Origin of the sequence: Enterobacter sp. J49, from assembly GCF_002148625.1 — a bacterium.
Taxonomy (GTDB): domain Bacteria; phylum Pseudomonadota; class Gammaproteobacteria; order Enterobacterales; family Enterobacteriaceae; genus Enterobacter; species Enterobacter ludwigii.
Genome location: NZ_MWPY01000035.1, coordinates 236,020 through 258,066 on the forward strand (window position 1 = coordinate 236,020; position 22,047 = coordinate 258,066).

Sequence of the window (22,047 nt, forward strand, 5' to 3'; positions counted from 1 at the left end):
GATGAATCCTTAATGTGAATGAGCGTGAGAGTGACTATGGCTATGACTATGGCTGTGGGCATCGCTGGTATACGCCCCTGCTTCCGGTTCAAACGGGAGGGTGGCAAATGTCACCTCGAGCCCGAACTGGCGCAGCATGTCATCGAGCACATGATCGTGGTGATAGCGCAGCTCGCCGGGCATGATCTGCAGCGGCACGTGGCGGTTGCCGAGGTGGTAGCAGGCGCGGGCGAGCAGGAACGGATCGTCGCAGCGCACCACGGAGACCGATTCCGGCGCGGCGATCACCTCGATCACCTCGCTGCCGTCGTCAGTGGTCAGCAGATCTCCCCCGCGCAGCAGCAGGCCGCGCGGCAGCATCAGCCCGGCTTCGCGACCGTCATTCAGCGTCACGCGGGCACGGCTTTTTACCCGGACATCAATCGGCAGCGTGACGCTGGCGGTTATCGGATGGGCATGGTCAAGGCGTTGGGTCAGGTAGATCATCGTCACTCCTTAAAACAGGAAATAGCGTTGGGCCATCGGCAGAACGTCTGCCGGCTCGCTGGTAATGAGCTCGCCATCAACGCGAACCTCGTAAGTTTGTGCATCAACGGTGATGTTGGGCTGCAGGCTGTTGTGGATCATGTCGGCCTTTTTCACCGTGCGGCAGCCTTTTACGACGGCTATGCCGCTCTGCAGGCTGAGCTGGTGCGAAATGCCCTTCGCATCGGCAGCCTGGGAGACAAACGTCAGCCGTGTCGCATGGCGTGCGGCACCCAGCGAGCCAAACATCGGACGGTAATGGACCGGTTGCGGCGTTGGGATAGAGGCGTTGATATCCCCCATCGGCGCGCAGGCGATCATCCCGCCTTTCACAATGGTGGCGGGTTTGACGCCAAAGAACGCGGGGGGCCAGACCACTAAATCCGCCAGTTTCCCGGCCTCAATCGAGCCCACTTCATGGGCAATCCCGTGGGTTAGCGCCGGGTTAATGGTGTATTTGGCGATATAGCGTTTCACGCGGTAGTTATCGTTGTTCCCGGTCTCTTCCGGCAGTGCGCCGCGCTGAACCTTCATACGGTGCGCCACCTGCCAGGTACGAATAATCACTTCGCCGACGCGACCCATTGCCTGGGAATCGGACGAGGTCAGCGAGAAGGCTCCGATATCGTGAAGGACATCTTCCGCAGCGATGGTCTCCCGGCGAATGCGTGATTCAGCAAAGGCCACGTCCTCGGCGATATCCGGGTCGAGGTGGTGACACACCATCAGCATGTCGAGATGCTCGTCGATGGTATTCACCGTGTAGGGCAGCGTCGGGTTAGTAGAGGAGGGCAGAATATTCGGGTGCGCGCAGGCGGTAATAATATCCGGTGCATGTCCGCCGCCTGCCCCTTCCGTATGGAAGGTGTGAATGGTCCGTCCGCCGATAGCCGCCAGCGTGTCCTCAACAAACCCGGATTCGTTCAGCGTGTCGCTGTGCAGCGCCACCTGAATATCCATCTCCTCCGCCACCGCCAGTGAGCAGTTGATGGCGGCAGGCGTCGCGCCCCAGTCTTCGTGGATCTTCAGCCCGATGGCACCCGCTGCGATCTGCTCGCGCAGGGCATCAGGGTTGGAACCGTTACCTTTGCCAAGCAGGCCGATATTCACCGGGAGTGTATCGGCCGCCTGCAACATCCGCGCGATATACCAGGGCCCTGGCGTACAGGTCGTGGCGTTGGTGCCTGCCGCTGGGCCCGTGCCCCCACCAATCATGGTGGTGACGCCAGAGACCAGCGCCTCTTCCGCCTGCTGCGGGCAGATCCAGTGGATGTGCGTGTCGATCCCGCCGGCGGTGACAATTTTCCCTTCGGCGGCGATCACTTCTGTCGCTGCGCCAATCGGGATCGTGACCCCGGGCTGTATATCCGGGTTGCCGGCTTTACCCACGGCAAAGATCCGTCCGTTTTTTACGCCAATATCGGCTTTAACGATCCCCCAGTGATCGATAATCAGCGCGTTGGTCAGCACCAGATCCACGCAGCCGTCGGATGTCATCTGCCCCTGGCCCATACCGTCGCGGATCACCTTTCCGCCGCCGAATTTGACCTCTTCGCCGTAGACGGTGAGATCGTTTTCCACTTCTATCCACAGCTCGCTGTCGGCCAGACGCACTTTATCGCCAGTGGTGGGGCCGAACATATCGGCGTAGGCCTGGCGTGAAATTTCAGCCATTTTTCACCTCTCCCATCACCTCGCCGCGAAAGCCGAAAATACGCTGCGCGCCGCTGACCTGAACCAGCGTCACCTCGCGCTTCTGTCCGGGTTCGAAACGCACGGCGGTGCCTGCCGGAATATTCAGCCGATAGCCTTTGGTGGCTTCCCGGTCGAATTTCAGCGCCGGGTTAATCTCATAAAAGTGGTAGTGCGATCCCACCTGGATCGGCCTGTCGCCATGGTTTTCGACGATCACGTTTTGCGTGTCTCGCCCAACGTTGATCGCAATGTTTCCGTATTGGATCTGGTATTCGCCTGGGATCATCACGCGCTCCTTATACGATCGGGTTATGGACGGTGACGAGCTTTGATCCGTCTGGGAACGTCGCTTCCACCTGAATGTCGGGGATCATCTCCGGTACGCCTTCCATCACCTGGTCGCGCGTCAGGACGTGACGGCCCGCTTCCATCAGTGAGGCGACGGTTTCGCCATCGCGGGCGCCTTCCATAATAAACGCGCTGATCAGCGCGACTGATTCCGGGTAATTCAGTTTTACCCCGCGCGCAAGGCGGCGTTCGGCAACCAGCGCAGCGGTAAACAGCAACAGCTTGTCTTTTTCTCTGGGGGTCAGTTCCATAACGTTTCTCTTATGTCTGCCAGATACGCGGCGAACAGGCGGTTTTGGGGGTTAAAAGCGGGCGAAGCGACTGCCAGATATCGCGCATCACCCGCTGGCAAATCAGGTTGTCGTGGGAGAGAAAACGCACCGACAGCAGATCGTCTGTGAGCGTTGCCCCGGCAAAATGGCTCAGCGGCGTCAGCAGTTCGCGCACCGTTTCGAGGTGCGCTTCCCTGGCCGGAAAGAACAGCAGCGTGCCGACCCACGGGAGACCTGCAACGGGCGTGAGATCGCCATTGCTGAGGTGCTGACGTTCAATCAGCCGTGGCTCATCGTCGACCCAGATCTCAAGGCGGCTTTCCAGCGTGCCGTGGCTGAAGGTTTCGCCGATCACCGGGCGACCCAGACAGTACAGCTCCCACGCCAGCAGCGTACTGGAGGCCTTCAGATGAAAAACGGAACGCAGGGCGGCATTCGCACCGGGAAAGATAATGGTGTCCTGCGGCAGCCACTCCAGCGTAGCCTCATCACCGAGCCAGAAGTGCTGATTGAGACAGGCCTGCGGGCCGCTGCTGCGATAGAACTTGCTCGCGCCGGGCATGGTGATCAGCGCATGGCTTTTCGCGTCCAGATGCACCGAAATATCCAGCGTATCGCCGCCGACTATCCCGCCTGGCGGGTGCAGTAAATACAGGTGACAGGTGTCGCCTTCGGGATAAAAAGGTCGCTGTACGGTGAGGGGCCCGATGTGATGAGCAGCGTGCAGGAGGGTTTTCTCAGGGGTGTAACAAAACTGCAGGGCAAGCGATGCCTGCCAGCCTTTGTAAGAATTATCAGTGACCTGAGCTGCTAACATGCTGCATCCATCTGCTCATCATCGGGAGACGTTTCAGTATGCCCTGGCAGAAATGAAGGCTGTCATATGAGTCGCTTATGGATAAAAAAACCGGCTCAAGGAGCCGGTTGAGAAGGTTATCGATAATCCTCTGCATCCACATCATAGCCGGACGGCTCCCAGCGGATCGCCAGCAGCGAAGCCAGCCCGATAAACGGTGCCAGGGCGATCACCCAGAACACGGCGGTATCAAGAGAGGCCACCAGCAGAGGGAACAGAAACAGCGAGAGCGTAGAACTGCTGCGCATCAGCGTCTGGTTAAGGCCCACGCCCACGCCGCGCAGAGAGGTGGGATAGCTCAGGGACGCAAACGTCATGGTATGGGCACCGGGCCCAAATCCCTGACCGAACAGGAACAGCGCCAGCATCGCGACGGCGATAACGCCTTCCGATACGCCTTCCGGACGACCAGTCAGCGCCAGCCCCAGCAGAGCAATAAGCTGACAGGCGTAGCCCGCCAGCGACATCCGCCACGCGCCGAAACGCGGAACATAGCGCACTGCCAGCAATCCGCCGACGAAGGCAAACAGCAGGTTTAGCACCAGCGAGATCAGAATAGTGGTCAGCATCGACTGCACAAAGAAGCTGGAGATAATGACCGGCAGACCAAATGCGACGGCGTTATAGGCGAAAGACGACACCACCGAGAGCAGGGTAGCGAGCGTGGTACGTCGCAGATAGACGCCACGGAACAGGTTCAGATAATTTGCCCACTTCGCCTTGTTGACCACCGGTGCCGGTTGGTTAAGCGCATCCTGCGGCACGTGGGCGTTGATGTTATACGATTGCCGCAAGATAGCGGCCGCCTCTTTCAGGTTGCCCTGATTCGCCGCCCAGACCGGGGACTCGCTCATGTAGCGGCTACGAATGGCGATAATCATCAGCGCAGGCACCGCGCCAAACCCCAGGATTAAGCGCCACAGCCAGTCGCTGTGACTTTCTGGCAGTACGGCGTAGAAGAATAACACCAACAGGTAAGAGATGCTGATTGCGGCATACCAGGTTGGGCACCACATTGCCACGCTGGAGGCCTTGTTTCCGGGGCCTTTGAGCCTGGCGAACTCGCTAAGAAACGCCATCGCCACCGGCAGATCGATCCCCACGCCGAGGCCCATCACAAAGCGTGCGCCCGCCAGCGCATATTCGTTGGGTGCCAGTGCACAGGCGATGGCCGCTACCACGAAGAACAGCATGTCGGCCATAAAGACGCGGTAGCGTCCGATCTTGTCCGTGAGATAGCCACCCAGTAGCGCCCCGACAATCGCACCAAAGGTAATGGCCGAGGCCACCATGCCGGTACCGGCAGGGGTGAGATTAAATTCGCGGGTGATGTCTTTGATGCCGAACGCCAGCGCACCAAGGTCGTACGCATCGAGGAAAATACCGCCCAGCGCGATACCGACTACGATGCGGGCGTTGGCCCGACCCTGAGAAACGTCGTTGACCAGACGTGAAACGTCAGAGGCGTTACGTACCCACTTGATGTCGCCATCAGGCGAATGTCCTGCCGTTGAAAGGGGAGTTGTGTCTGTAATGTCTGCCATTTTCTTTTTGTGTGGTTGTGTTGTGTCATTAACAGTTACCACAGGCAGAGGGTGACCAAAATCACATTTGGTTATAAGGCATAACTAACCCCTTACGGGGCGTCTTTTTTCTTTCTCCTGAGCTTCGACCAGATTTTGGTCTCCTGGCGACGCCACAGGCGCTGAATATTATCGTGATGACGCAGCAGGATGAGGCAGGAGAGCATCGACACCGGGAAGGTAAACTGCGGTTTGAACCACCAGACATAGAATGGCGCGATCAGCGCGCTGACGATGGCGCCCAGTGATGAGTAACCGCTCAGAAGAATGGTCAGTAGCCAGGTGCCGGCCATCACGCCGGTTAAGTCCCAGCCGATTGGGGCAATAGCACCAAAGGCGGTGGCCACGCCTTTACCGCCTTTAAAACCAAAGAATACAGGCCATATATGGCCGACACAGGCGGCGATAGCAATGAGCCCCAGCCAGAACGGCGTTACGCCCAGCGCATACGCTCCCCAGACGGGTAACATTCCTTTCAGAACATCAAAAATCAATACCGCTACGGCTGCTCCCTTGCCGCCAATTCGTAGTACATTGGTCGCCCCCGGATTCCCGGAACCACTTTCGCGCGGGTCAGGTAACCCGGCAATGCGGCAGACCAGAATGGCGCTGGAGATTGAGCCGCAAAGGTAGGCGAGGAGGATCATTCCAGGCGCGATTGCACTCATAACGCTGTTCCGTTTTGAAAATGTATCTGTATTCTCAGCATCTGTGGATAATACGCATAATTCGCCGGAAGTGGTATCCGGTTTAGCCAAAAAGCAGGCAGGTCGTGATGGATATTGTATTTATAGAGCAACTTTCGGTAATCACCACTATTGGTGTTTACGACTGGGAACAGACCATTGAACAGAAACTCGTGTTCGATATCGAAATGGGCTGGGATAACCTCAAGTCAGCAAAAAGCGACGACGTGAATGACTGTCTGAGCTACGCCGATATCAGTGAAACGGTCGTGGGCCACGTCGAAGGGCAACGTTTTGCGCTGGTGGAGCGTGTGGCAGAAGAGGTGGCTGAGCTGCTGCTGAGCAAGTTCAACGCACCGTGGGTACGCATCAAGTTGAGCAAACCGGGCGCCGTGGCGCGTGCCGCTAACGTCGGCGTGATCATTGAGCGTGGCACAAATCTGAAAGGGAAGATTTAACGTCATAATAGCTAAACCATTTTAGGTTATACCGGTCTTAAAGCTGTATCTTTCACGGTTGTCCGCGTGGGACACCGTTTTTTTTATATCTTTTTAGGGGTTTATAGATGAGCGATATGCACTCGCTGCTGGTGGCGGCAATACTGGGTGTGGTCGAAGGATTGACGGAGTTTTTGCCGGTTTCCAGTACGGGCCATATGATTATCGTTGGCCATCTGCTGGGCTTTGAAGGCGATACCGCAAAGACGTTTGAAGTTGTCATTCAGTTGGGGTCTATTCTGGCGGTCGTTGTAATGTTCTGGCGTCGTCTGTTCGGGCTTATCGGTATCCACTTTGGCCGTCTTCCTCAGCGTGAGGGTGAAAGCAAAGGTCGCCTGACGCTTATCCATATTCTGCTTGGCATGGTTCCGGCAGTGGTTCTGGGCCTGGTTTTCCACGACACCATTAAATCGCTGTTTAACCCAATTAACGTCATGTATGCGCTGGTTGTCGGCGGTTTCCTGCTGATCGCGGCAGAACTGCTGAAGCCGAAAACGCCACGCGCGGAAGGTCTGGATGACATGACCTACCGTCAGGCGTTTATCATCGGTTGTTTCCAGTGTCTGGCGCTGTGGCCGGGCTTTTCACGCTCAGGCGCGACCATCTCTGGCGGGATGCTGATGGGCGTTAGCCGTTATGCTGCGTCGGAGTTCTCGTTCCTGCTGGCGGTGCCGATGATGATGGGCGCGACCGCACTCGACGTCTATAAAAGCATTGGCTTCCTCACCACGGGTGACATTCCGATGTTCGCCGTGGGCTTTGTCACTGCCTTTATCGTGGCGCTGATCGCCATCAAAACCTTCCTGCAGTTGATTAAGCGTATCTCGTTTATTCCGTTCGCGATCTATCGCTTTATCGTGGCGGCTGCGGTTTACGTGGTCTTCTTCTGACCGACGGCCCTCAGTCTTTAGGCTGAGGGCAATGCTTTTCCTTCCAGTCCGTCACCGCCTGAATTCGACGTTTCGTCAGCTCTTCCCGGATTTCCGGTCCCTTGAAGCCCGCCTCGACAACCGCTTTAGTCGGTACCGCTTTTGCCACGTCCCACGCTGCGCGTAACAGCCGCCCCTGCGGATAATCGCAGGCTTCAAAACCGGTGCGGCCACGTACGTCGGCTTCGCTGGTCAACGCGATCTGCTCGACGCGCTGGGGTTTGCGCCATGCGTCGATGTTATCAAACAGCTTAACGATGGTGGCCGGTTTGAGGATCGGGAAGGTGTGGATCAGGTCGTGAAATTCCGCCACCAGTCTGGCGAGATCGCGGATCTCGTTGGGTACCCGCAGGCGCTGGCAAAGCCCTTCGACCAGCTTCACCCCGGCAGGACCGTGGCCATGGTGGCGCGGCCACATGGCTTTTGGCGTTAATCCTTTGCCGAGATCGTGGCACAGCGTTGAAAAACGCACATCCACCTCGGGGCTGAGCATGGCAGCCATACTCAGGGTCATCAGGGTATGCACGCCGGTATCGATTTCCGGGTGCCATTTCGCCGGGGCGGGCACGCCGAACAGCGCGTCAATTTCCGGGAACAGCACTTTCAGGGCGCCACAGTCACGCAGCACCTGGAAAAAGACCTGCGGGTTGCGGGTAGTAAGGGCGTTTTCCGTCTCTTTCCAGACGCGCTCTGGCGTGAGGTGGGCCAGTTCGCCCGCCTCGGTCATGGCGGTCATCAGTGCCAGGGTCTCATCGGCAATGCGGAAGCTCAGATGCGCGTAACGCGCCGCAAAGCGCGCCACGCGCAGTACGCGGAGCGGATCTTCAGAAAACGCCGGGGAGACGTGACGCAGCAGTCGATTACGCAGATCGTCCTGACCGCCATACGCGTCAATGATCTGGCCGTCTTCGTCCTGCGCCAGCGCGTTGATGGTGAGATCGCGACGCAGGAGATCTTGCTCCAGCGTGACGTCCGGTGCGGCATAGCAGGAGAAGCCGGTATAACCCGAACCGGATTTCCGTTCGGTACGCGCCAGGGCGTACTCCTCACGGCTTTGCGGATGCAGAAACACGGGAAAATCGCGGCCTACCTGCTGGTAGCCCGCGTTAAGCATCTCTTCAGGTGTGGCTCCCACCACCACCCAGTCTTTATCTTTGACCGGCAGACCTAACAACGCATCACGTACCGCACCACCGACCAGATAACTCTTCACGCCCTGTACTCCCGTTTTCTCTTTTCGCAAGATAATACGTAAGTCTGGCAGAGAAGACGAATTAGTTCATCCAGCGGTCTTTACGCTTACGGCTTGGGATCAGGTGAGGAAGCACCAGACCCAGCACCAGGCCAACGCCCAGCACACCGCCACCGTACATAAACCACTGCATGATGATGGTACGTTGTTTGTCATCAAGTTGCAGATTGGCGGCGTTCACCTTCTTCTGCGCGACAATCAGCTCGTTTTTCAGTTTCTGATTCTCATCTTTCAGACCGTTAATCACGCTGTCGCTCTGGGCCACTTTCTGCTGCATTTCCGCGGTACGCTGGTTCCAGGTACCGTCGATATTGTTCAGCTTGTCGGTCAGCGTTTTCACCTGATTTTCCAGATCCGGCACGCGGGTGCGCAGGCTTGGCACCGCGCTCAGCTCTTTCAGTGGGATCCAGGACGTGCGGCCGGTACTGTCGCGAACCTGACCATAATTGGTCTCCGCGTTGGTCTGTAACAGCGTCACTTCCTCGCCGGCATTGACCGTACCCACGAGGCGATAATTATCTCCAGGGCCACTGCGTACCCAGGTGTTCAGTTCGTCAGAAACGTAACGCTTCTCTTCAGCGTGCACGGCGGTTGCGGCGCTAAAAGCGAGGAAAGTAAGTCCAATCAGGCGTAATTTAAGCATCATTAGTCGTTATTTTCATAAATAGTGGAACGATAGTAGTGGCAACAGTGTCTCTACGCAAAGCATTCGTCAGCAATCAGAATCATCTGTGTCACGACCCTAAACATTTACGCCCGTCAAATTGCTCATTGCGTGGCAATTTGGCGCAAAATACTATGTACTGACAAACAAATGGCGAGGAAGTTCGCCCTCATTGACGCGTCTGTGACGCCTGCAAAAGTACAAGGCTATGGCTCAAGAAATCGAATTAAAATTTATCGTCGAAAAAGACAGCGTTGACGCACTCCGTCAGCATCTGCAGACCCTTTCCGGCGAACACCATGAACCGGTACAACTGCTTAATATCTATTACGAAACGCCAGACAACTGGCTGCGCCGCCATGATATGGGGTTGCGCATCCGTGGCGCGAACGGGCGCTACGAGATGACGATGAAAATCGCTGGCCGCGTGGTCGGCGGTTTGCATCAGCGCCCGGAATACAATATCGACATCAATCAGCCAGAACTTGAGCTGGATCGTTTCCCGGCAGAAGTCTGGCCGGACGGCGTGCTGCCAGAAACCTTATCCGCCGAGGTGAAACCGCTGTTTAGTACCGATTTCTGGCGTGAAAAATGGCTGGTAACGGAAGGGAAAAGCCGCATTGAAATCGCCCTCGATCAGGGTGAGGTAAAAGCGGGTGAGCTTCAGGAGCCGATTTGCGAGCTGGAGCTTGAACTGCTGGAAGGTGAAGTCCAGGACGTACTGAAGCTGGCGCGTAAGCTGGTAAGCCAGCCGGGCCTGCGTCAGGGCAGCCTGAGCAAAGCGGCGCGGGGGTATCATCTGGCCGCCGGGAATGCGCCGCGCCTGCTGAAAGAGACGACTATTTTGCACGTGCCACCGAAAGCCAGCGTTGAGCAGGGCATGGAGGCGGCACTGGAGCTGGCGCTCTCACAGTGGCTTTATCATGAAGAGCTGTGGGTGCGTAATGTGAAAAACGCAAAAGCGCACGTGTTAGCGGCGATGAGCCTTGTGCGTCATACCCTGGCGCTGTTCGGCGGCATCGTACCTCGCAAAGCGAGCGCTCACTTACGTGACCTGCTGACCCAGACCGAAGCGCTGCTGCTCTCTGACGTATCCGCGCAAACGGCACTCTACAGCCCGCAAAACGCCGCCGCCAGGCTGGCGCTGACCGAGTTTCTGGTGACGCGCAGCTGGCGTGCCTTCCTGGATGCAAAAGCGCAGGCCAAAATTGAAGATAACTTCAAACGTTTCGCGGATATCCATCTTTCACGCCACGCGGCGGAGCTTAAAACCACCTTTGCGTATCCGCTGGGAGACCAGTATGGCGATCAGCTGATCCGCCTGTCGCGCAATATCGACAGCATGCTGCTGCTGTCGGGTGCCTATGACGGCCCTAAAGCGCAGGCCTGGCTGGAGAACTGGCAGGGGCTGAAACATGCTATCGAAACCCGTCAGCACATTGAGATTGAGCATTTCCGTAATGAAGCCATTTCGCAGGAGCCGTTCTGGCTGCACAGCGGAAAACGTTAACTCTGGCAAGGAACCCTATAATGCCGCTTTCTTCGCAGTTACAGCAGCAGTGGCAGACCGTTTGCGAACGTCTGCCTGAGTCATTACCGGCGTCATCGTTAAGCGAGCAGGCCAGGAGCGTGCTCACCTTCAGTGATTTTGTGCAGGAAAGTATCACCGCTTACCCGGACTGGCTGGAGGCGCTTGAGAGCACCCCGCCGCAGGCAGACGAGTGGCGGCATTATGCGGGCTGGTTGCAAACCGCACTTGAAGAGGTCGCGGATGAGGCGACACTGATGCGCGTCCTGCGCCAGTTCCGCCGCCGGGTGATGGTGCGTATTGCCTGGGCTCAGGCGCTGGAAATGGTCAGCGAAGAAAGTACCCTGCAGCAGCTGAGCGAGCTGGCACAGACGCTGATTGTTGCCGCACGGGACTGGCTCTATGCCGCCTGTTGTAAAGAGTGGGGCACGCCGTGCAATGAGGATGGGGTTCCTCAGCCACTCTTGATTCTGGGCATGGGCAAGCTCGGGGGCTGCGAACTGAATTTCTCCTCGGATATCGACCTGATTTTTGCCTGGCCGGAGAACGGCTCCACACGCGGGGGCCGCCGTGAACTGGACAATGCGCAGTTCTTTACCCGTCTCGGGCAACGTCTGATTAAAGCGCTGGATCAACCTACCCAGGATGGTTTTGTCTATCGCGTGGATATGCGCCTGCGCCCGTTTGGCGACAGCGGTCCGCTGGTGCTGAGCTTTGCGGCACTGGAAGATTATTACCAAGAGCAGGGGCGCGACTGGGAGCGTTACGCGATGGTCAAAGCGCGGATCATGGGAGACAGCGACGATGCCTACGCCAACGAGCTGCGCGCCATGCTGCGCCCGTTCGTGTTCCGTCGCTATATCGACTTCAGCGTTATTCAGTCGCTGCGCAACATGAAAGGAATGATCGCCCGTGAAGTGCGTCGCCGGGGTCTGAAGGACAACATCAAGCTCGGCGCGGGCGGCATTCGCGAAATCGAATTTATCGTTCAGGTCTTCCAGCTGATCCGCGGCGGACGTGAGCCTTCACTGCAATCCCGTTCGCTGCTGCCGACGCTGTCAGCCATAGAGCAACTGCATCTGCTGCCGGAAGGCGACGCGCAGATCCTGCGTGAGGCCTATCTGTTCCTGCGCCGCCTGGAAAACCTGCTGCAAAGCATCAATGACGAGCAGACCCAGACTTTACCAGGCGATGACCTGAACCGGGCGCGGCTGGCCTGGGGGATGCACGTCGACGACTGGTCAACGTTGACCGGGCAACTGGATGCGCATATGGCCGGCGTGCGCCGTGTCTTTAACGCGCTGATTGGTGACGATGAAAGTGAATCGCAGGACGATACGCTCTCTGAACACTGGCGCGAATTGTGGCAGGACGCGCTGCAGGAAGATGACACCACGCCGGTGCTGGCGCACCTGAGCGACGACGATCGCCATCGTGTGGTGGCGTTAATTGCTGATTTCCGTCTCGAACTGAATAAACGGGCCATTGGTCCGCGCGGTCGTCAGGTGCTGGATCATCTGATGCCGCACCTGCTGAGCAACGTCTGCTCGCGTGCGGATGCGCCGGTCCCGCTGTCGCGCATGATGCCGCTGCTGAGCGGGATCATCACCCGTACGACCTATCTTGAGTTGCTGAGCGAGTTCCCGGGCGCGCTCAAGCATCTGATTACGCTTTGCGCCGCTTCGCCGATGGTGGCCAACAAGCTGGCGCGGTATCCGCTGCTGCTGGATGAGCTGCTCGATCCCAATACGCTCTACCAGCCGACGGCAACGGACGCCTACCGTGACGAGCTGCGTCAGTATCTGCTGCGCGTACCGGAAGAGGACGAAGAGCAACAGCTGGAGGCGCTGCGTCAGTTTAAGCAGGCGCAAATGCTGCGCGTGGCGGCGGCAGATATCGCCGGAACGCTGCCAGTGATGAAAGTGAGCGATCACTTAACCTGGCTTGCAGAAGCGATCATTGATGCGGTGGTGCATCAGGCATGGATTCAGATGGTGGCGCGCTACGGCCAGCCGAAACACCTTGCTGACCGCGAAGGCCGCGGTTTTGCCGTTGTGGGTTACGGTAAGCTCGGCGGATGGGAACTGGGGTACAGCTCGGATCTCGATTTAATCTTCCTGCATGACTGCCCGGCAGACGTCATGACCGACGGCGAGCGTGAAATCGACGGGCGTCAGTTCTACCTGCGTCTGGCCCAGCGCATTATGCATCTGTTCAGCACCCGCACGTCATCCGGCATTTTATATGAAGTGGATGCGCGTCTGCGTCCTTCCGGCGCGGCCGGCATGCTGGTGACCTCAACGGAGTCCTTCGCTGAGTACCAGAAGAATGAAGCCTGGACGTGGGAACATCAGGCGCTGGTGCGTGCCCGCGTGGTGTACGGCGATCCGTCGCTGAAAACGCAGTTTGATGCCATTCGTCGGGAGATTATGACAACCCCGCGTGACGGCAGCACGCTGCAGACCGAGGTGCGTGAGATGCGCGAGAAAATGCGCGCGCACCTGGGCAATAAGCATCGCGATCGCTTTGATATTAAAGCGGATGAGGGCGGCATTACCGATATTGAATTTATTACGCAATATCTGGTGCTACGCCATGCGCACGCTAAACCGAAGCTGACCCGCTGGTCTGATAATGTGCGTATTCTGGAACTGCTGGCGCAAAACGACATTATGGATGAGCAGGAGGCGCAGGCCTTAACGCGCGCCTATACCACGCTGCGCGACGAGCTGCACCACCTGGCCTTACAGGAGCAGCCTGGCCACGTTGCGCTGGACTGTTTCGCCACTGAACGCGCGCAGGTCACCGCCAGCTGGCAGAAGTGGCTGGTGGAACCGTGCGTAACAAAACAAGTGTGATATTATCGCGCGCAAATTGTGAATCTTTCTGGAGTCAGGAATGAAAGTAACACTGCCAGAGTTTGAACGTGCTGGAGTTATGGTTGTCGGGGATGTCATGCTGGATCGCTACTGGTACGGGCCGACCAGCCGCATCTCTCCGGAAGCACCGGTACCGGTAGTTAAGGTCGACACCATTGAAGAGCGTCCTGGCGGCGCGGCAAACGTGGCGATGAACATTGCCTCTCTGGGCGCGCAGTCGCGTCTGGTTGGCTTAACCGGCATTGACGATGCGGCGCGTGCGCTGAGCAAGTCGCTGGCGGACGTGAATGTGAAGTGCGACTTCGTTTCGGTTCCGACACACCCGACGATCACCAAACTGCGCGTTCTGTCGCGTAACCAGCAGCTGATCCGCCTCGACTTCGAGGAAGGCTTTGAGGGCGTTGATCCTGAGCCGCTGCACGAGCGCATTAACCAGGCGCTGAGCACTATCGGCGCGCTGGTGCTGTCCGACTACGCCAAAGGTGCGCTGGCAAGCGTACAGCAGATGATTCAGCTCGCGCGTAAAGCCAATGTGCCCGTGCTGATCGACCCGAAAGGTACTGACTTTGAGCGCTATCGCGGCGCAACGCTGCTGACGCCAAACCTCTCTGAGTTTGAAGCGGTGGCGGGCAAATGTAAGACGGAAGAAGAGCTCGTTGAGCGCGGCATGAAGATCATTGCTGACTTCGAACTCTCCGCGCTGCTGGTGACCCGCTCCGAGCAGGGGATGACGCTGCTGCAGCCTGGCAAAGCGCCGCTGCATATGCCGACCCAGGCGCAGGAAGTGTATGACGTGACCGGTGCCGGCGACACGGTCATTGGCGTTCTGGCGGCGACGCTGGCGGCAGGGAACTCTCTGGAAGAAGCGTGCTACTTCGCTAATGCGGCAGCAGGCGTGGTCGTCGGCAAGCTGGGGACTTCCACCGTTTCGCCGATCGAACTGGAAAACGCGGTGCGCGGTCGTGCCGATACCGGTTTTGGCGTGATGAGCGAAGATGAGCTGAAAGTGGCCGTTGCCGCCGCCCGTAAACGCGGTGAAAAAGTGGTGATGACCAACGGCGTGTTCGACATCCTGCATGCCGGTCATGTCTCTTATCTGGCCAATGCGCGTAAGCTGGGCGACCGTCTGATTGTGGCGGTGAACAGCGATGCGTCGACGAAACGTCTTAAAGGAGAAACGCGTCCGGTGAACCCGCTGGAGCAGCGCATGATCGTGCTGGGTGCGCTGGAAGCGGTGGACTGGGTGGTGTCGTTTGAAGAAGATACCCCGCAGCGCCTGATTGCCGGTATTTTGCCGGATCTGCTGGTGAAAGGCGGCGATTACAAACCGGATCAAATCGCAGGCAGCGAAGAGGTCTGGGCCAATGGCGGTGAAGTGATGGTGCTCAACTTTGAGGATGGGTGCTCAACCACCAACATCATCAAGAAGATCCAGAAAGACAGCAAATAAAGTCAGCCAATAAAAAGCGGGCCATCTGGCCCGTTTTTTTTCACCCTCTCTTTGCAGGAGAGGGTATCTTCGCAAACAGCCCGTTATACGCGGCTATTATTCTGCTTCATCAACCGGTGGAATGGCCGGTGCCGGTTTTACTTCCGCTGGCGTATTGCGGTTTTCCAGCTCGTTCAGACGCTGCTCCAGCAGGGCCAGCTTCTCGCGGGTACGCAGCAGAACCTGCGTCTGCACGTCAAACTCTTCGCGGCTGACTAAATCAAGGCGAACCAACTGCGCCTGCAGCGTCTGGCGGATTTTCTTCTCTACGTCATCCCCAAACTCACGAATGCCTTTTGGCATAGACTCATGAACCTGACGCGCAATTTGCTCAATTTTCTTCGGGTCAATCATTGTGGCTTCCCTTGATAAGACGGTGTTAATGAACATTGTAGCGCGTCATGCCCCAGGATAAAGGAGATTTTATGTCTGCGCATTGCCCGGGGTAATCAATCGCGTTATAGTTATCTCGCTTATTCTCAGGGCGGGGCGAAATTCCCCACCGGCGGTAAATCAGCGTAACGCTGAAAGCCCGCGAGCGCTTTGGGTCACCACTCAAAGGACAGCAGATCCGGTGTAATTCCGGGGCCGACGGTTAGAGTCCGGATGGGAGAGAGTAACGATCAAGTCGGGCCTGGCCCGCTCACGTTATCTTTTTGCCGCTTATACGGCGCTCCTAAGACTGCCCTGATTCTGGTAACCATAATGTTAATGAGGTTTTTTTACCATGAATCAGACGCTACTTTCCTCTTTTGGCACTTCTATTGAACGTGTTGAACATGCACTGGATGCACTGCGCGAAGGCCGCGGCGTGATGGTGCTTGACGATGAAAACCGTGAAAATGAAGGCGACATGATTTTCGCCGCCGAAAACATGACCGTTGAGCAGATGGCGCTGACCATCCGTCACGGTAGCGGCATCGTGTGCCTGTGTATCAACGAAGACCGTCGTAAGCAGCTCGACCTGCCCATGATGGTTGAAAACAACACCAGCGCCTTTGGAACCGGTTTTACCGTGACCATCGAAGCGGCACATGGCGTGACCACCGGCGTGTCGGCGGCTGACCGTCTGACCACCGTACGTGCCGCGATTGCCGATGATGCGAAGCCATCAGACCTGCATCGTCCAGGCCACGTCTTCCCGTTGCGTGCGCAGGCTGGCGGTGTATTGACCCGTGGCGGTCACACCGAAGCGACCATTGACCTCGTGACCCTGGCAGGCTTTAAACCTGCGGGCGTACTGTGTGAACTCACCAACGACGATGGCACCATGGCACGTGCGCCGGAGTGCATCACCTTTGCCCGTCTGCATAATATGCCCGTGGTGACGATTGAAGATCTGGTGGAGTATCGCCAGGCGCACGCGCGCAAAGCCAGCTGAAAGGGCTGATGTGAAAAAGCCGGGGAAACCCGGCTTTTTTGTTGTGAGACGTTAATGCGCGATTGTCTTAGCCGATCCCAGCTGTTTGCAGCAGCACCAGGCTCAAGCCCATCACCGACATGCCGCACAGCACGCCATAGCTCGGGTTATTATTCGGATCGATCTCTTTCGCCAGCGGCATCAGCTCATCCACGGAGAGCGCCACCATTATCCCGGCCACGGCGGCCATGATAGCGGCCATCACCACAGGCGAGACCAGACTGCCCAGAATCAACCACGCCAGCACGCCGCCGAGAATTTCGGCCATCCCCGAGATCCCCGCCCAGAAGACCGCGGTCCGTTTCGAGCCCGTGGCGGCATAAACCGGCCCGGCCACTGCCAGTCCTTCAGGAATATTGTGCAAAGCTACCGCCAGGGCGATACCAAAGCCCATCTCCAGATTGCTGCTGGCGGTGACATAGGTTGCCACGCCTTCCGGGAAGTTGTGCAGGCTTATGCCGAGCGTTAACAGAATGGCCGTGCGCTTAATATTGCGCGGCATCGGGGTCACGCTTTTTTGCATTAAATCCTGCGGATGCGCGTGCGGCAGCATGCGGTCGAGGGCAAAGTAGCCAAGCAGGCCGAATACAAACATGCCATACCCCAGCACCGGAGACATGCCTTCGGTGCCCAGTGCGGCAGGGAGCATCTCCATCAGAGAGATGAGCAGCATGATCCCGGCAGCAAAGCCCAATGAGAAGGCCAGCACGCGGTTAGACGGCTTTTGACCAAGCACACCGAGAATGGCACCGATGAACGTTGCGGCGCCCGCCAGTATAGTCAGGATCAAGGGGACTGACATGCATTGCTCCTTATGATAATGATTATCATTAATATTAATGGTTCATTTCGGTCAAAGCGAGAGGCGAAACCCTGCTTTACACATTCCTTACATTCAAATTTCCTGATGATGATCTTCACGCTTATCAGCGTTCATCCGGGCGAGATTGCGCGTAATGTAGAACCATTAAATTGACACCTTCTGTAAGGATATCACCATGACTTCTTCCCGTATGCCAGCACTGTTTTTAGGCCACGGTAGCCCAATGAACGTTCTGGAAGACAACGTCTATACCCGAGTATGGCGTCATCTGGGCGAGACGCTACCGCGTCCGAAAGCGATTGTGGTGGTGTCTGCGCACTGGTTTACCCGGGGCACGGGCGTGACCGCAATGGAAACGCCAAAAACCATTCATGATTTCGGCGGCTTCCCGCAGGCGTTGTACGACACGCACTATCCGGCACCCGGCTCGCCAGCGCTGGCCCGACAGCTGGTGGACTTACTCGCGCCTGTGCCTGTGGCGCTGGATAACGAAGCCTGGGGCTTTGACCATGGCTCGTGGGGCGTACTGATAAAGATGTATCCCGAGGCGGACATCCCAATGGTGCAGTTGAGTATCGACAGCACTAAACCGGCGGCCTGGCACCTGGAGATGGGGCGAAAACTGGCGACCTTACGCGACGAGGGTATCATGCTGATCGCAAGCGGCAACGTGGTACACAACCTGCGTACAGCGCGCTGGCACGGTGAGAACACGCCATACCCGTGGGCGACATCTTTTAACGATTACGTGAAAGCGAATCTGACCTGGCAAGGGCCGGTTGAGGAGCATCCGCTGGTGAACTATCTGGATCACGAAGGCGGTTCACTCTCTAACCCGACGCCGGAACACTTTCTGCCGTTGCTGTATGTACTGGGCGCGTGGGATGGTCAGGAGCCGATCAGCATACCGGTCGATGGCATTGAGATGGGAAGCTTAAGTATGTTGTCGGTGCAGATTGGATAACGTATGCATGCCTTTCCCAAAGAGAAAGGGCCGGGGTGAGGGCTTCCGCTCGCACCCCGGCACACCCGATCACTCGACGAAAATGTGCGGATAGAACCGTGACAGATCCTGCGTGATCAGCGCGCGATCTTCGCGGATGCCAATCCCGGCTGGCTGATCGTTGATGAGCCAGCTGCCAATCAGGGTATAGCTGTCACCAAACTTCGGCAGTTGATAAAACGCCTGGACGATCATTCCTTCCTCGCCGTAAGGCCCTTCAACGGCTTCCAGCGTTTTGCCATTTTCAATAATCGACACGTTCGCCCCTTCGCGGGAGAAGATCGGTTTAACGACGTATTTCTCCATCGGCGGGTGATCGTCTTCCGCAAAGTAAGCCGGCAGCAGGTTCGGATGGTTCGGGAACATCTCCCAGAGCATCGGCAGCAGGGCTTTGTTGGAGATAATGCTCTTCCACGCCGGCTCCAGCCAGCGCACGCCGGCGTCTTCCAGCTTGGTGGAGAACATTTCACGCAGCATGTATTCCCACGGGTAGAGCTTGAACAGGTTGCTTATCACCTGATCCTGCAGGTCAGTAAACTGACCTTTCTCACCCAGGCCGATATCTTCGATATAGAGAAACTCGGTCGCCACTTCAGCTTCAGCCGCGCAGTCCTGCAGATATTGCACCGTGCCACGGTCTTCTTCCGTGTCACGGCAGCAGGCAAGGTGCAGCAGATTAAAACCATGCTGTTCGCGCAGTTCGGCGAAACGCTCAATCAGCTTTTCCTGCAGGCTGTTGAACTGGTCGCTGCCTTGCGGCAGGTTGCCGGCATTGGCCTGGTCTTCCAGCCAGATCCACTGGAAGAACGCCGCTTCGTACAGCGAGGTTGGCGTATCAGCATTGTTTTCCAGAAGCTTAGGATCGCCCACGCCGTCCCACGCCAGATCCAGACGTGAGTAAAGCGAAGGCTGGTGGGTTTTCCACGACTGGCGGACGAAACTCCAGGTGTGCTTCGGAATGCGGAACTTCGCCATCAGCGCGTCGCTGTCGATGACTTTATCCACCACCTTCAGGCACATCTGGTGCAGCTCGGCGGTCACCTCTTCCAGTTTCTCCACCTGGGCAAGCGTGAGCTTGTAGTAAGCGTCTTCACACCAGTATGGCTCGCCGTACATGGTGTGGAAGTTAAAACCGTATTCGGTCGCTTTTTCGCGCCAGTCCGGGCGCTCGGTGATACTGACTCGTTCCATGATCAGCCGCCCATTGAGCGAGTGGACGTGCCTGACGCGCTACGCTGCATGCTGGTCTGTTTCGCCACAGACTCACCGAACCCGCCACGGGTAATGGTGCTGGTGGTCGCGGGCTTCGGAGCCATCGCCGTTTTCGGTACGGTTACGGAGCGGCCAGGGGTGGCTGCGCCATAGCCTTTGCCGCTGGCATCGGTATATTGACCATAAGCCGGGCTGGCCGGGTTTTTCGAGCTAAACAGCGGCTGCTGCTGGTAACCCGCACCACCACTCATCAGGCGGCCCATCATGTAACCTGCCATCAGCGGCATCCAGAAACTGCCGCTGGACTGGGCCTGTGCCTGGTTTTCAGGGGCGGTGCCTGCCTGAGCCGGCGCCTGCTGGCACTGACCTTCACCGAACTCTGCCACGCAGTCTTCACGTGAAGCATATTTCGGCGCAGTACGTTCCGCCTCTTTCAGGGCGTTGGTATATGCCGTTTTACACTCTGCGGCATTGCCGGTTGCAGCAGAACAGTCGTCCGCGTTTTGATAAAGCGAAACTGTTTCATCGCTTTTCTCACAGCCTGCCAGCATAAAGACAGCCGTGACGGCCAGCGCAACAGGGGTGAGATGACGCGCGTTCCAGCTTTTGCGGAACGAAGCGTGATTGATAGATTTTGTCCGTTTCATCGTTGTCTTCCTGGACCCAGTGGTAATAACGCTCAGGATAGAGGATGAGTGGTTGAAAATGAAGCGATGATGGCCGGAATGAGGGGGATCTTTACGTTGGCTTACGTTCAGGTGTGATTTGCGTACGCCCTCTCCCGAAAGGAGAGGGGTATGGCGAGGGCATCAGGCCGCAGTGGGCCCGATGACATGCTTAATTGCGGAACGGATTGTTACCGCTGCTGGCGGGGGCAGTCGTACGTGCGGCAGCTGGCTGCGCGGCAGGTGCGGCACCGTTACCGTTGAAGTTATCAACGGCGGCAACCTGCTCAGGGTTCTCTGGTGCAACATTTTCCGGAGAAGTAGAGACAGGTTTACCCAGGGTGCTGTTCAGCATCTGCAGATCCTGCTCGTTCAACGTACCCAGCGCCTGTTTGATGTTCAGCTGGTTAATCAGGTACTGATAACGTGCGCTGGAGAGCTGCTGTTTCGCGTTGTACAGCGTGGTCGTTGCGTCCAGGACGTCAACGATGGTACGCGTACCCACGGAGTAACCCGCTTCCATGGCATCAAGAGAGCTCTGCGCAGACACAACGGCCTGTTTATAGGCGTTGATGCTGCTGATAGAGGCATTCACGTTGTTGAAGGACGAACGAACGGTCTGTACCACGTTGCGGTGGGCACTTTCCAGCTGTTCGCTCGCGCCAACAAAGTTGTACTGCGCCTGTTTCACCTGAGAGGTCACCTGGCCGCCCTGGTACAGTGGCAGCGAGAAGTTCAGACCCACTTTGTTCTGACCCATATTGCTGTCGTCGTACTGGGAGGTATTCGTTTTAGAACCACTGTAAGTGGTATCAGACACGCCGGTAGACGCGCTCAGGCTCAGGGTCGGCAGGTGGCCGTCCTGTGCCTGACGGATTTGCTCGCGGGCCAAATCCTGGCTCAGACGCGCCTGCAGTAACGTCAGGTTGCGGTTTTCCGCTTCTTTCAGCAGGGCGTTAACGGCCTGCGGTTTATCCGTTTTGAAGCTGTCGACGTTCAGAGACGCCAGCTCAGGGTAGTAATTCCCGGTAACCTGACGCAGGGATTCCAGCGCGTTATCGAGGTTGTTACGTGCGGTCACTTCGTTGGCCAGGACGCTATCGTATTGTGAACGGGCGTTCTGAACGTCAGTGATTGCCACCAGACCCACGTTGAAACGCTGGGTGGTTTGATCTAACTGGCGGTAAATCGCTTGTTTCTGCGCTTCGGTGTAGGAGAGCGAGTCAATTGCGCTCAGCACGTTGAAGTATGCGGTGGCGGTGTTCAGGATCAGCGTCTGCTGATCGGTCTGATACGTCACATCCTGGATGCCCGCGCTCTTTTCCTGCAGGGTCAGGGCGCGCCATTTGGACATATCAAACAGCGTCTGTGTTAATTGCAGTGAGGCGCTGGTAGCATTGGAGTTAACGCCATTGGCGTCGCGGAAGCCGTTGCTGTAGGTATAATCTGCACCTAAACCTAACTGTGGCAGCAATGGGCTACGCGCTTCGTTAATCTTTTCAAACGCAGCATCACGATCGGCCGCTGATTTACGTAAATCAGGGTTGCCCAGACGTGCCTGCTGGTAGACCTGTAACAGGTTTTCCGCCTGGCTCATTGCACTGAAGCCCGTCAGGCTCAGGCCGATAAGGATGGGGAGCAATTTCTTCATTTGCATTCCTTGTTGTGAAGCAGTATTAGCGCTGATCTAATTAAAAAATAATTGCCGATTCTAACAGAAT

21 protein-coding genes and 1 riboswitch are annotated in these 22,047 nt (G+C 57.2%); of the genes, 7 read left to right on the forward strand and 14 right to left on the reverse strand.

Annotated features, from left to right (window positions below):
- Positions 1-9: 9 nt before the first annotated feature.
- The 7 genes from ureE to plsY all read right to left on the reverse strand — a co-directional run bounded on the left by ureE (position 10) and on the right by plsY (position 5,947).
- The gene (gene ureE / locus BJP35_RS17365) at positions 10-486 is read right to left on the reverse strand and encodes an urease accessory protein UreE (protein ID WP_047956114.1); all 477 of its coding nucleotides are present in this window, start codon (positions 484-486) and stop codon (positions 10-12) included.
- A gap of 9 nt (positions 487-495) precedes the next feature.
- Positions 496-2,199, reverse strand: coding sequence for an urease subunit alpha (ureC, locus tag BJP35_RS17370; protein ID WP_032680266.1), 1,704 nt, complete (start codon positions 2,197-2,199; stop codon positions 496-498).
- The gene (locus BJP35_RS17375; RefSeq protein WP_086463444.1) at positions 2,192-2,506 is read right to left on the reverse strand and encodes an urease subunit beta; all 315 of its coding nucleotides are present in this window, start codon (positions 2,504-2,506) and stop codon (positions 2,192-2,194) included. The genes ureC and BJP35_RS17375 overlap by 8 nt, the downstream gene beginning before the upstream one ends.
- Positions 2,507-2,516: 10 nt before the next feature.
- Complete coding sequence (locus tag BJP35_RS17380; protein WP_003862556.1) at positions 2,517-2,819, reverse strand: urease subunit gamma; 303 nt, start codon at positions 2,817-2,819, stop codon at positions 2,517-2,519.
- A gap of 10 nt (positions 2,820-2,829) precedes the next feature.
- Positions 2,830-3,657: an urease accessory protein UreD gene (locus tag BJP35_RS17385; protein WP_025203001.1), complete on the reverse strand. Its 828-nt coding sequence runs from the start codon at positions 3,655-3,657 to the stop codon at positions 2,830-2,832.
- A gap of 116 nt (positions 3,658-3,773) precedes the next feature.
- Positions 3,774-5,240: an MFS transporter gene (locus tag BJP35_RS17390; protein ID WP_086463445.1), complete on the reverse strand. Its 1,467-nt coding sequence runs from the start codon at positions 5,238-5,240 to the stop codon at positions 3,774-3,776.
- A 92-nt stretch (positions 5,241-5,332) separates the two neighbouring features.
- Complete coding sequence (plsY, locus tag BJP35_RS17395) at positions 5,333-5,947, reverse strand: glycerol-3-phosphate 1-O-acyltransferase PlsY (protein ID WP_049023326.1); 615 nt, start codon at positions 5,945-5,947, stop codon at positions 5,333-5,335.
- 107 nt (positions 5,948-6,054) lie between these two features.
- Between plsY and folB the strand changes: the two genes are divergently transcribed.
- Positions 6,055-6,423, forward strand: a complete 369-nt coding sequence (folB, locus tag BJP35_RS17400) for a bifunctional dihydroneopterin aldolase/7,8-dihydroneopterin epimerase (protein ID WP_047743677.1) — start codon at positions 6,055-6,057, stop codon at positions 6,421-6,423.
- Positions 6,424-6,530: 107 nt separating this feature from the next.
- Entirely contained in the window at positions 6,531-7,352 is an 822-nt protein-coding gene (gene bacA / locus BJP35_RS17405; RefSeq protein ID WP_014171656.1) for an undecaprenyl-diphosphate phosphatase, read from the forward strand.
- A gap of 10 nt (positions 7,353-7,362) precedes the next feature.
- On the opposite strand, the gene BJP35_RS17410 is transcribed toward bacA, so the two are convergent.
- Positions 7,363-8,604, reverse strand: a complete 1,242-nt coding sequence (locus tag BJP35_RS17410) for a multifunctional CCA addition/repair protein (RefSeq protein ID WP_047743675.1) — start codon at positions 8,602-8,604, stop codon at positions 7,363-7,365.
- A 61-nt stretch (positions 8,605-8,665) separates the two neighbouring features.
- Positions 8,666-9,286, reverse strand: coding sequence for a TIGR04211 family SH3 domain-containing protein (locus BJP35_RS17415; protein WP_025203004.1), 621 nt, complete (start codon positions 9,284-9,286; stop codon positions 8,666-8,668).
- Positions 9,287-9,515: 229 nt separating this feature from the next.
- Here BJP35_RS17415 and BJP35_RS17425 point away from each other — a divergent pair, with 229 nt between their 5' ends.
- The 3 genes from BJP35_RS17425 to hldE are packed head-to-tail and all read left to right on the forward strand — an operon-like array spanning position 9,516 to position 15,164.
- Complete coding sequence (locus BJP35_RS17425; protein ID WP_032678982.1) at positions 9,516-10,817, forward strand: inorganic triphosphatase; 1,302 nt, start codon at positions 9,516-9,518, stop codon at positions 10,815-10,817.
- Positions 10,818-10,834: 17 nt separating this feature from the next.
- The gene (glnE, locus tag BJP35_RS17430; RefSeq protein WP_086463446.1) at positions 10,835-13,693 is read left to right on the forward strand and encodes a bifunctional [glutamate--ammonia ligase]-adenylyl-L-tyrosine phosphorylase/[glutamate--ammonia-ligase] adenylyltransferase; all 2,859 of its coding nucleotides are present in this window, start codon (positions 10,835-10,837) and stop codon (positions 13,691-13,693) included.
- Positions 13,694-13,733: 40 nt separating this feature from the next.
- Complete coding sequence (hldE, locus tag BJP35_RS17435; protein WP_020883633.1) at positions 13,734-15,164, forward strand: bifunctional D-glycero-beta-D-manno-heptose-7-phosphate kinase/D-glycero-beta-D-manno-heptose 1-phosphate adenylyltransferase HldE; 1,431 nt, start codon at positions 13,734-13,736, stop codon at positions 15,162-15,164.
- A gap of 96 nt (positions 15,165-15,260) precedes the next feature.
- Here the strand turns inward: hldE and ubiK are convergent, their stop codons facing one another.
- Positions 15,261-15,557, reverse strand: a complete 297-nt coding sequence (ubiK, locus tag BJP35_RS17440; RefSeq protein WP_020883634.1) for a ubiquinone biosynthesis accessory factor UbiK — start codon at positions 15,555-15,557, stop codon at positions 15,261-15,263.
- A gap of 117 nt (positions 15,558-15,674) precedes the next feature.
- Positions 15,675-15,825, forward strand: a riboswitch (FMN riboswitch).
- A 105-nt stretch (positions 15,826-15,930) separates the two neighbouring features.
- Here ubiK and ribB point away from each other — a divergent pair.
- Positions 15,931-16,584: a 3,4-dihydroxy-2-butanone-4-phosphate synthase gene (gene ribB, locus BJP35_RS17445; RefSeq protein ID WP_014171649.1), complete on the forward strand. Its 654-nt coding sequence runs from the start codon at positions 15,931-15,933 to the stop codon at positions 16,582-16,584.
- Between the two features lie 67 nt (positions 16,585-16,651).
- On the opposite strand, the gene zupT is transcribed toward ribB, so the two are convergent.
- Positions 16,652-17,425, reverse strand: coding sequence for a zinc transporter ZupT (gene zupT, locus BJP35_RS17450; RefSeq protein WP_014171648.1), 774 nt, complete (start codon positions 17,423-17,425; stop codon positions 16,652-16,654).
- 196 nt (positions 17,426-17,621) lie between these two features.
- Between zupT and ygiD the strand changes: the two genes are divergently transcribed.
- Positions 17,622-18,410: a 4,5-DOPA dioxygenase extradiol gene (gene ygiD, locus BJP35_RS17455; RefSeq protein ID WP_047743672.1), complete on the forward strand. Its 789-nt coding sequence runs from the start codon at positions 17,622-17,624 to the stop codon at positions 18,408-18,410.
- 69 nt (positions 18,411-18,479) lie between these two features.
- On the opposite strand, the gene BJP35_RS17460 is transcribed toward ygiD, so the two are convergent.
- The 3 genes from BJP35_RS17460 to tolC all read right to left on the reverse strand — a co-directional run bounded on the left by BJP35_RS17460 (position 18,480) and on the right by tolC (position 21,977).
- The gene (locus BJP35_RS17460) at positions 18,480-19,640 is read right to left on the reverse strand and encodes a glutathionylspermidine synthase family protein (protein ID WP_014171646.1); all 1,161 of its coding nucleotides are present in this window, start codon (positions 19,638-19,640) and stop codon (positions 18,480-18,482) included.
- Between the two features lie 2 nt (positions 19,641-19,642).
- The gene (locus tag BJP35_RS17465; RefSeq protein WP_014171645.1) at positions 19,643-20,308 is read right to left on the reverse strand and encodes a DUF1190 family protein; all 666 of its coding nucleotides are present in this window, start codon (positions 20,306-20,308) and stop codon (positions 19,643-19,645) included.
- Between the two features lie 190 nt (positions 20,309-20,498).
- Positions 20,499-21,977, reverse strand: coding sequence for an outer membrane channel protein TolC (tolC, locus tag BJP35_RS17475; RefSeq protein WP_020883637.1), 1,479 nt, complete (start codon positions 21,975-21,977; stop codon positions 20,499-20,501).
- Between the last annotated feature and the right edge of the window lie 70 nt (positions 21,978-22,047).

Excerpts from the sequence above, each read along its gene's own strand:
- ureE (WP_047956114.1), bottom strand. The coding sequence starts at position 486 with ATGATCTACCTGACCCAACGCCTTGACCATGCCCATCCGATAACCGCC.
- ureC (WP_032680266.1), bottom strand. The coding sequence starts at position 2,199 with ATGGCTGAAATTTCACGCCAGGCCTACGCCGATATGTTCGGCCCCACC.
- BJP35_RS17375 (WP_086463444.1), bottom strand. The coding sequence starts at position 2,506 with ATGATCCCAGGCGAATACCAGATCCAATACGGAAACATTGCGATCAAC.
- BJP35_RS17380 (WP_003862556.1), bottom strand. The coding sequence starts at position 2,819 with ATGGAACTGACCCCCAGAGAAAAAGACAAGCTGTTGCTGTTTACCGCT.
- BJP35_RS17385 (WP_025203001.1), bottom strand. The coding sequence starts at position 3,657 with ATGTTAGCAGCTCAGGTCACTGATAATTCTTACAAAGGCTGGCAGGCA.
- BJP35_RS17390 (WP_086463445.1), bottom strand. The coding sequence starts at position 5,240 with ATGGCAGACATTACAGACACAACTCCCCTTTCAACGGCAGGACATTCG.
- plsY (WP_049023326.1), bottom strand. The coding sequence starts at position 5,947 with ATGAGTGCAATCGCGCCTGGAATGATCCTCCTCGCCTACCTTTGCGGC.
- folB (WP_047743677.1), top strand. The coding sequence starts at position 6,055 with ATGGATATTGTATTTATAGAGCAACTTTCGGTAATCACCACTATTGGT.
- bacA (WP_014171656.1), top strand. The coding sequence starts at position 6,531 with ATGAGCGATATGCACTCGCTGCTGGTGGCGGCAATACTGGGTGTGGTC.
- BJP35_RS17415 (WP_025203004.1), bottom strand. The coding sequence starts at position 9,286 with ATGCTTAAATTACGCCTGATTGGACTTACTTTCCTCGCTTTTAGCGCC.
- BJP35_RS17425 (WP_032678982.1), top strand. The coding sequence starts at position 9,516 with ATGGCTCAAGAAATCGAATTAAAATTTATCGTCGAAAAAGACAGCGTT.
- hldE (WP_020883633.1), top strand. The coding sequence starts at position 13,734 with ATGAAAGTAACACTGCCAGAGTTTGAACGTGCTGGAGTTATGGTTGTC.
- ubiK (WP_020883634.1), bottom strand. The coding sequence starts at position 15,557 with ATGATTGACCCGAAGAAAATTGAGCAAATTGCGCGTCAGGTTCATGAG.
- ribB (WP_014171649.1), top strand. The coding sequence starts at position 15,931 with ATGAATCAGACGCTACTTTCCTCTTTTGGCACTTCTATTGAACGTGTT.
- zupT (WP_014171648.1), bottom strand. The coding sequence starts at position 17,425 with ATGTCAGTCCCCTTGATCCTGACTATACTGGCGGGCGCCGCAACGTTC.
- ygiD (WP_047743672.1), top strand. The coding sequence starts at position 17,622 with ATGACTTCTTCCCGTATGCCAGCACTGTTTTTAGGCCACGGTAGCCCA.
- BJP35_RS17460 (WP_014171646.1), bottom strand. The coding sequence starts at position 19,640 with ATGGAACGAGTCAGTATCACCGAGCGCCCGGACTGGCGCGAAAAAGCG.
- BJP35_RS17465 (WP_014171645.1), bottom strand. The coding sequence starts at position 20,308 with ATGAAACGGACAAAATCTATCAATCACGCTTCGTTCCGCAAAAGCTGG.
- tolC (WP_020883637.1), bottom strand. The coding sequence starts at position 21,977 with ATGAAGAAATTGCTCCCCATCCTTATCGGCCTGAGCCTGACGGGCTTC.